Here is a 7,142-nt window from a genome sequence, read left to right on the forward strand (position 1 = left end):
GCTGTTTCATTTGCAGCCGCGGATTCACCGCGCGTCATGCATGAGCAGCGACTGCCGTCAGCCCTTGCGCTTGTCGACGACGCGTCGCGCCTTGCCGACCGAGCGCTCGATCCCGTTCACGGGCAGCACGTCGATCACGGCCGTTACACCGATCAGCGACTTGATGTCGTGCGCGAGCGCCTGTTTTGCTGCATGGATCGCCGCCGTATCCGGCGCGGTTTCCGGACAGGGCTCGACGTTGAGCGTCAGCACGTCGAGCGGGCCTTCCTTCGTCAGCACGATCTGATAGTGCGGTGCGAGCGCGCGCTGCTTGAGCAACTGCTCCTCGATTTGCGTCGGGAACACGTTGACGCCGCGCACGATCATCATGTCGTCCGAACGACCCGTGATCTTCTCCATCCGCCGCATCGTGCGGGCAGTGCCGGGCAACAACCGCGTGAGGTCGCGGGTCCGGTAGCGGATAATCGGCAGCGCCTCTTTCGTGAGCGACGTGAACACGAGCTCGCCGAGTTCGCCGTCCGGAAGCACTTCACCGGTTTCAGGATCGATGATTTCCGGATAGAAGTGGTCTTCCCAGATGGTCGGGCCATCCTTGGTCTCGACGCATTCGGACGCGACGCCGGGGCCCATCACTTCGGACAGCCCATAAATGTCGACCGCGTCGATGCCCATCCGCTGCTCGATCGCGACGCGCATGTCGTTGGTCCACGGCTCCGCGCCGAAGATGCCGATGCGCAGCGAACTTTGCACGGGATCGAGGCCCTGGCGCTCGATTTCGTCGGCGATCGACAGCATGTAGCTCGGCGTCACCATGATGATGTCGGGCCGGAAATCCTGGATCAGCTGCACCTGCTTTTCGGTCTGGCCGCCGCCGAACGGGATCACGGTCAGCCCCGCGCGTTCGGCGCCGTAGTGCGCGCCGAGCCCGCCCGTGAACAAGCCGTAGCCGTAGCTGACGTGTACCTTGTCGCCGCGGCGCGCACCGGCGGCGCGGATCGAGCGCGCGACGAGATTCGCCCAAGTGTCGATGTCGCCGGCCGTATAGCCGACGACCGTCGGCTTGCCGGTCGTGCCCGACGACGCATGAATGCGCGAGATCTGGTCCTGCGGCACCGCGAACATCCCGAACGGATAACTGTCGCGCAGGTCGCTCTTCGTCGTGAACGGGAAACGCGTAAGGTCGGCGAGCGTCTTCAGGTTGTCCGGGTGGACGCCCGCATCGTCGAACTTGCGACGATAGACGGGAGAGTGGTCATACGCATGCCGGAGCGACCACTTGAGGCGTTCGAGCTGCAGCGCGGTCAGCTCGTCGCGTGAGGCGGTCTCGATCGGCTCGAGCGGTAGCGGGGTAGTCATGCATGTCTCCAGTGTTTGTTATGTGCGGGCCGTCGATGTCAGCGGTCTTCCGGGATGACTGTGCCCTTGATCTGGGCAGATTTGCCGCGAAACATCGCGACGGTTTCGCCGGTCTGGTTCGTGACGCGGATGTCGTAGATGCCTTGGCGGCCGGCGCGTGCCTGTTCGATCGCCTCGGCCGTCAGCACGTCGTTGCCGTGCACGGGGCGCAGGAATTCGATCGAGCAGCCGGCCGCGACTGCGTTGACGTTGTACGAGTTGCACGCGAACGCGAACGTCGAATCGGCCAGCGTGAAGATGATCCCGCCATGGCAAGTCTGATGCCCGTTCAGGAATTCGGGCCGCACGCGCATCTGCAGGCGCGCGTAGCCGGCGCGTACTTCGGCGATTTCCATCCCGAACGCGCGGCTGCATGCGTCGGCGTCGTACATGGCTCGCGCGGTGGCGCGGGCGAGCGAATCGGGGTCGAGCGTGGCAGTTGCGTTCGTCATGTCAACGCCCCTCGAAGCGCGGCGCGCGCTTCTCGACGAATGCCTTCACGCCTTCCGCGTAGTCGTGCGACTGGCCAAGTTTGCGCTGCAGGTCGCGTTCCACATCGAGTTGTTGGTCGAGCGTGTTCGTGACGCTGTCGCGCATCGATTGCTTGATCGATGCGATCGCGAGCGTTGGCTGCTGCGCGAGCTGGGTGGCGAGCTGGCGGGCTGACGCAGCGAGGGTGTCGTCGTCGACCGCGCGCCAGATCAAGCCCCACTGCTCGGCCTGTTCGGCACCGAGTTTGTCGCCTGTCAGCGCGAGCCCCAGCGCGCGTGCCATGCCGACGCGTTGCGGCAGGAACCACGTACCGCCCGAATCGGGTACGAGCCCGATCTTGACGAAGGCCTGGATGAAACTGCTCGAGCGGGCGGCGAACACGAGGTCGCATGCGAGCGCTAGATTCGCGCCGGCACCGGCCGCCGTGCCGTTGACGGCGGCGATCACCGGAATCGGCAGACGCTGCAGGCGGCGGATCAGCGGATTGAAGTGCTCGTCGATCAGTGCGCCGAGGTCGGTGGACGCGCCCGGCGTGAAGTCGAGGTCGGCCAGGTCCTGGCCCGCGCAGAAGCCGCGCCCCGCGCCTGTCAGGATCAGCGCGCGCGCGCCGGCCGCCTCGACATCATCGAGCGCCGACTGCAGCTCGCGATGCATCGCCCGCGTAAAGCTGTTCAGCTTGTCGGGGCGGTTGAGGGTAATCGTGGCCACGTTCGAGGCCTGATCGATATCCAGCTGAATCGCCTGATAGGACATGCAGTATCTCCTTCATGACTTCGTTATAGGCGCGCGGTGCGTTGGTTACACCCGTTCGATCGCGAGTGCGATACCCTGGCCGACGCCGATGCACATCGTACAGAGCGCAAAGCGGCCGCCCGTACGCTCGAGTTGGTGGAGCGCCGTGGTCACGAGCCGGGCGCCCGATGCGCCGAGCGGATGCCCCAGTGCGATTGCGCCGCCGTTCGGGTTCACGCGCGGATCGTCGTCGGCGACGCCGAGCATGCGCAGCACCGTGAGACCTTGCGATGCGAACGCCTCGTTCAGTTCGATCACGTCGAACTGGTCGATGGTCATGCCGAGCTGGCGCAGCAGTTTCTGCGTGGCCGGTGCGGGTCCGATGCCCATCACGCGCGGTGCGACGCCGGCTGTCGCCATGCCGATCACGCGTGCGCGGCGGCGCAGGCCGTACTGGTCGGCTGCCTGGGCATTGGCGAGCAGCAGCGCGCACGCACCGTCGTTGACGCCCGATGCGTTGCCGGCTGTCACCGAGCTGTCCGGGCGCACAACGCCCTTCAGCTTCGCGAGCGTTTCGAGCGATGTCTCGCGCGGATGCTCGTCGCGCGACACGACCACCGGATCGCCCTTCTTCTGCGGAATCGTGACCGCGACGATTTCTTCGGCGAGCGTGCCGTCCTGCTGCGCCCGCGCGGCCTTCTGCTGGCTGCGCAGCGCGAACAGGTCCTGGTCGGTGCGGCTGATGTTGTAGTCGACCGCGACGTTCTCGGCCGTCTCCGGCATCGAATCGACGCCGTACAGCTGTTTCATCAGCGGATTTATGAAGCGCCAGCCGATCGTCGTGTCGAATATGTCGGCCTGGCGCGCGAACGCGCTCGCGGCCTTGCCCATTACGAACGGCGCGCGCGTCATGCTCTCGACGCCGCCTGCGATCATCAGGCGCGCCTCGCCCGCCTTGATCGCGCGCGCAGCCGTGCCGACCGCGTCCATCCCGGAGCCGCACAGGCGGTTCAGCGTCGTGCCGGGCACGTCGGTCGGCAGGCCCGCGAGCAGCGCCGACATGCGTGCGACGTTGCGGTTGTCCTCGCCGGCCTGGTTCGCGCAGCCGTAGATCACGTCGTCGATTGCCGCCCAGTCGACGTCGCGGTTGCGCTCGATGAGCGCCTTGAGCGGTACCGCACCGAGGTCGTCGGCGCGGACATCTTTCAGGGCGCCGCCGTAGCGGCCGATGGGGGTGCGAATCGCGTCGCAGATATAGGCGTCTGTCATGGGCGTATCAATAAGCAACGAACCCGCCGGGTGGCGGATTCGTTCATGGTAGAGAACGTGGCGGCGTTTGCACGTCGACCATTCGGGTTATGCCGGTTGGCCGGCTTCCGAGGGTGCCGCTTTCGGCGCAACATGGACGCGGCTCTGCACCACGCGGAACCGGTTGGCGACGAACGCCGGGTCGGCCAGCGCCGCGTTGGCCGCTGGGTTCGCGCCCGTGCCGTGGAAATCCGAGAACGCTGCCGACTGGTTCACGAACACGCCGCCCGTCAGGTTGATCGACAGCGCGACACCACCGCGCACCGCCGTGTCGTGGGCTGCATCGACGATTGCATCGTCGATGCTATAGACGGAGAGCGTCAGCGCGCCATGTTCCGCCGCGATTTCCCCGGCGAGATCGAGCGATTGTGCGGTCGAGTCAGTCGCGATCACGAACGAGATCGGGCCGAACCACTCCTGCGTGAATTTCTCGCGATCGGCCACGTCGAGTTGCAGCACGAGCGGCGTGCGCACGCGGGCATCGGGAAACGCAGGGTGCTGGAGGGTAAGGCTGTCGGCGAGCACGCGGCCGAGCTGGCGGGCGTCGTCGATGCGTGCGGTCACGCCTTCGTTCTGGATTGCGCCGATCAGTTCGACCGAGCGTGCCGGGTCGCCGGTCAGTTTTTGCACGGCAACGGCGATTGCTTGTGCGACCTCGTCGAAGCTCGCATGGCCGTCCGCCGTGCGGATGCCGTCGCGCGGCACGTAGATGTTCTGCGGTGCCGTGCACATCTGGCCGGAGTACAGCGCCAGCGAAAACGCGATGTTCTTGGCAGCGGCCTTCAGGTCGTCGGTCGAGTCGATCACGATCTGGTTGACACCGGCCTTCTCGGTATAGACCTGTGCCTGGTGGGCATGGCGTTCGAGCCACGTGCCGTTTTGCGTGCTGCCCGTGAAGTCGATCAGCTTGATCTCGGGGCGCAGCGCGAGATCCTGAACGAGTGCACCGTCGTTGGGTTCGGTCGCAAGGAGCGTGACGACGTTCGGGTCGAAACCGGCTTCGCGCAGCACGTCGCGAGCGATCCGGACGGTGATCGCGAGGGGCAGGATCGCGCCAGGATGCGGTTTGACGATCACGGTGTTGCCGGTTGCCAGATCGGCGAACAGGCCCGGGTAGCCGTTCCAGGTCGGGAACGTGCAGCAGCCGAGCACGAGCCCGGTGCCGCGCGGGACGATCGTGTAGTGCTTGTGCATCGCGAGCGGCGGGTTCTTGCCTTGCGGCTTTTCCCAGTGCGCATCGGTCGGGATGCGGCGCAGTTCGTCCCATGCATAGGCGACTGCCTCGAGCGCTCGATCTTGCGCGTGCGGGCCGCCGGCCTGGAACGCCATCATGAATGCCTGCCCCGTGGTGTGCATCACGCTGTAGGCGATTTCGAAGCTTGCGCGATTCAGGCGCGCGAGGATTTCGAGGCTGACGCCGATCCAGGCGCTCGGGCCGGCTTCGCGCCACGAGCGTTGCGCGGCGGCAGCGGCGGCGATCAATTCGTCGGGCGTCGACTTCGGATACCGGATGCCCAGTGCAATGCCGTACGGCGACCGCTCTGCGCCGACCGCTGCCCCGGACGCCGGCTGGTCGAGCGCGAACGTCTTGTCGAGGTGCGACTTGAACGCGGCCTCGCCATCTGCGTTCGCGCTTTCCCCGTACACTTTGGGGCTCGGCATTTCGGCGAACGGGCTCCAGTACCCGCGGCTCTCGATGGCGGCGAGTGCGTGCTTCAGCGTGTCTTCGTGCTTCGTGAACAGTGCATGGGTCATGGCGGCAGCCTGATGGACATTGAGAGGGGTTGGATCGATTAATTAACCGACCGGTTGGTCGGAGAATGGTAGCATCAAACTATTCGCATGTGCGAGGCGTTTCTCATTTCATTGATCGAGGAGAAATAGATGGCTTACGAGAACATCCTGGTGGAGACCCGGGGGCGCGTCGGGCTGGTTACGCTGAACCGTCCGAAGGCGCTGAATGCGCTGAACGATGCGCTGATGGATGAACTGGGTGACGCGCTGAAGGCGTTCGATGCGGACGACGGCATCGGTGCGATCGTCGTGACCGGGAGCGAGAAGGCATTCGCTGCCGGCGCGGACATCGGCATGATGGCGACCTACTCCTATATGGATGTCTACCGGGGCGACTACATCACGCGCAACTGGGAGACGGTCCGCGAGATCCGCAAGCCGATCATTGCGGCGGTTTCGGGCTTTGCGCTGGGCGGTGGCTGCGAGCTGGCCATGATGTGCGACATCATCTTCGCGGCGGACACGGCCAAGTTCGGCCAGCCGGAGATCAAGCTGGGCGTCATGCCCGGTGCGGGCGGTACGCAGCGTCTGCCGCGCGCGGTGTCGAAGGCGAAGGCGATGGACATGTGCCTGACGGCCCGCTTCATGGATGCTGCCGAAGCGGAGCGCGCGGGGCTCGTGTCGCGCGTGCTGCCGGCCGACACGCTGCTCGACGAGGCGATTGCCGCCGCGACGACGATCGCCGAGTTTTCGTTGCCGGCGGTCATGATGGTGAAGGAGTCGGTGAACCGTGCGTACGAGACGACGCTGGCCGAAGGTGTCCACTTCGAGCGTCGGCTGTTCCATTCGCTGTTCGCGACCGAGGACCAGAAGGAGGGGATGGCGGCATTCGTTGAAAAACGGAAGCCGGTGTTCAAACATCGCTGATCGGTGTGCCTGGGTAGGCGGCCGGAGGCTGGTCGGTATCGGTTGTCGGTGTGATTGCACGTGCCGCCGAGCCCCAAGCCCCCGTGCGCGGCAGCGCACGGGGGCTTTTTCAAAATATTTTCACCAAGGGGCTTGCGCGGATGGGGGCGGATGCTTAGAATCACGCCTCTTTCGCGCTAACGGAAACGCGGCGCGGAAGGGGAAGCAGGGTCGGTGGTGTGCGGCAGTGTGGCGCGCGCAACTGGCCTGGAAGTTGAGCCCCGCAGTCGCAACGATGCAGTGTTAAAAAGTTGTTGACGAGCTGCGAAACACGGTTCATAATCTCGCTTCTCTGCTGCTGAAAACGCAGCGCTGCCGGGAGCCGCGAAGTTCCTCGCAGAATGCTCTTTAAAAATTAACAGCCGATAAGTGTGGGCGCTTGATGGAAGCGAGCTGATCCTCGGATCAGATAGCGAAAGTATCAAGAGTCTCACACTAAAGTAAGTCAGGTTTATGAAGTGATTCATATTCCTGTCAGCTTTGAGTGAGCGACCGGTTCTTAACCGAACCGAAAA

General features: G+C 64.9%; 6 protein-coding genes. 1 reads left to right on the forward strand and 5 read right to left on the reverse strand.

What is annotated here, in order from left to right; all coding sequences use genetic code 11:
• Positions 1-57 precede the first annotated feature (57 nt).
• The 5 genes from paaK to paaN all read right to left on the reverse strand — a co-directional run bounded on the left by paaK (position 58) and on the right by paaN (position 5,682).
• Positions 58-1,356 (reverse strand): phenylacetate--CoA ligase PaaK, encoded by a 1,299-nt coding sequence (paaK, locus tag G3N64_RS13170; protein ID WP_205784351.1) that lies wholly within the window; start codon positions 1,354-1,356, stop codon positions 58-60.
• Between the two features lie 38 nt (positions 1,357-1,394).
• Positions 1,395-1,847 carry a hydroxyphenylacetyl-CoA thioesterase PaaI gene (gene paaI / locus G3N64_RS13175; RefSeq protein WP_205784352.1) on the reverse strand — a complete coding sequence of 151 codons (453 nt, stop codon included), beginning with the start codon at positions 1,845-1,847 and terminating at the stop codon, positions 1,395-1,397.
• A 1-nt stretch (position 1,848) separates the two neighbouring features.
• Entirely contained in the window at positions 1,849-2,640 is a 792-nt protein-coding gene (gene paaG, locus G3N64_RS13180) for a 2-(1,2-epoxy-1,2-dihydrophenyl)acetyl-CoA isomerase PaaG (protein WP_205784353.1), read from the reverse strand.
• A gap of 45 nt (positions 2,641-2,685) precedes the next feature.
• Positions 2,686-3,888 carry a 3-oxoadipyl-CoA thiolase gene (gene pcaF, locus G3N64_RS13185; RefSeq protein WP_205784354.1) on the reverse strand — a complete coding sequence of 401 codons (1,203 nt, stop codon included), beginning with the start codon at positions 3,886-3,888 and terminating at the stop codon, positions 2,686-2,688.
• A gap of 87 nt (positions 3,889-3,975) precedes the next feature.
• Positions 3,976-5,682 (reverse strand): phenylacetic acid degradation protein PaaN, encoded by a 1,707-nt coding sequence (paaN, locus tag G3N64_RS13190; protein ID WP_205784355.1) that lies wholly within the window; start codon positions 5,680-5,682, stop codon positions 3,976-3,978.
• A 129-nt stretch (positions 5,683-5,811) separates the two neighbouring features.
• On the opposite strand from paaN, the gene G3N64_RS13195 reads away from it, so the two are divergent.
• The gene (locus tag G3N64_RS13195) at positions 5,812-6,588 is read left to right on the forward strand and encodes an enoyl-CoA hydratase (protein WP_174974560.1); all 777 of its coding nucleotides are present in this window, start codon (positions 5,812-5,814) and stop codon (positions 6,586-6,588) included.
• Positions 6,589-7,142: the final 554 nt, after the last annotated feature.

This window comes from Burkholderia sp. Ac-20344 (assembly GCF_017104975.1).
Lineage (GTDB): Bacteria > Pseudomonadota > Gammaproteobacteria > Burkholderiales > Burkholderiaceae > Burkholderia.

Excerpts from the sequence above, each read along its gene's own strand:
- paaK (WP_205784351.1), bottom strand. The coding sequence starts at position 1,356 with ATGACTACCCCGCTACCGCTCGAGCCGATCGAGACCGCCTCACGCGAC.
- paaI (WP_205784352.1), bottom strand. The coding sequence starts at position 1,847 with ATGACGAACGCAACTGCCACGCTCGACCCCGATTCGCTCGCCCGCGCC.
- G3N64_RS13195 (WP_174974560.1), top strand. The coding sequence starts at position 5,812 with ATGGCTTACGAGAACATCCTGGTGGAGACCCGGGGGCGCGTCGGGCTG.
- paaN (WP_205784355.1), bottom strand. The coding sequence starts at position 5,682 with ATGACCCATGCACTGTTCACGAAGCACGAAGACACGCTGAAGCACGCA.
- pcaF (WP_205784354.1), bottom strand. The coding sequence starts at position 3,888 with ATGACAGACGCCTATATCTGCGACGCGATTCGCACCCCCATCGGCCGC.
- paaG (WP_205784353.1), bottom strand. The coding sequence starts at position 2,640 with ATGTCCTATCAGGCGATTCAGCTGGATATCGATCAGGCCTCGAACGTG.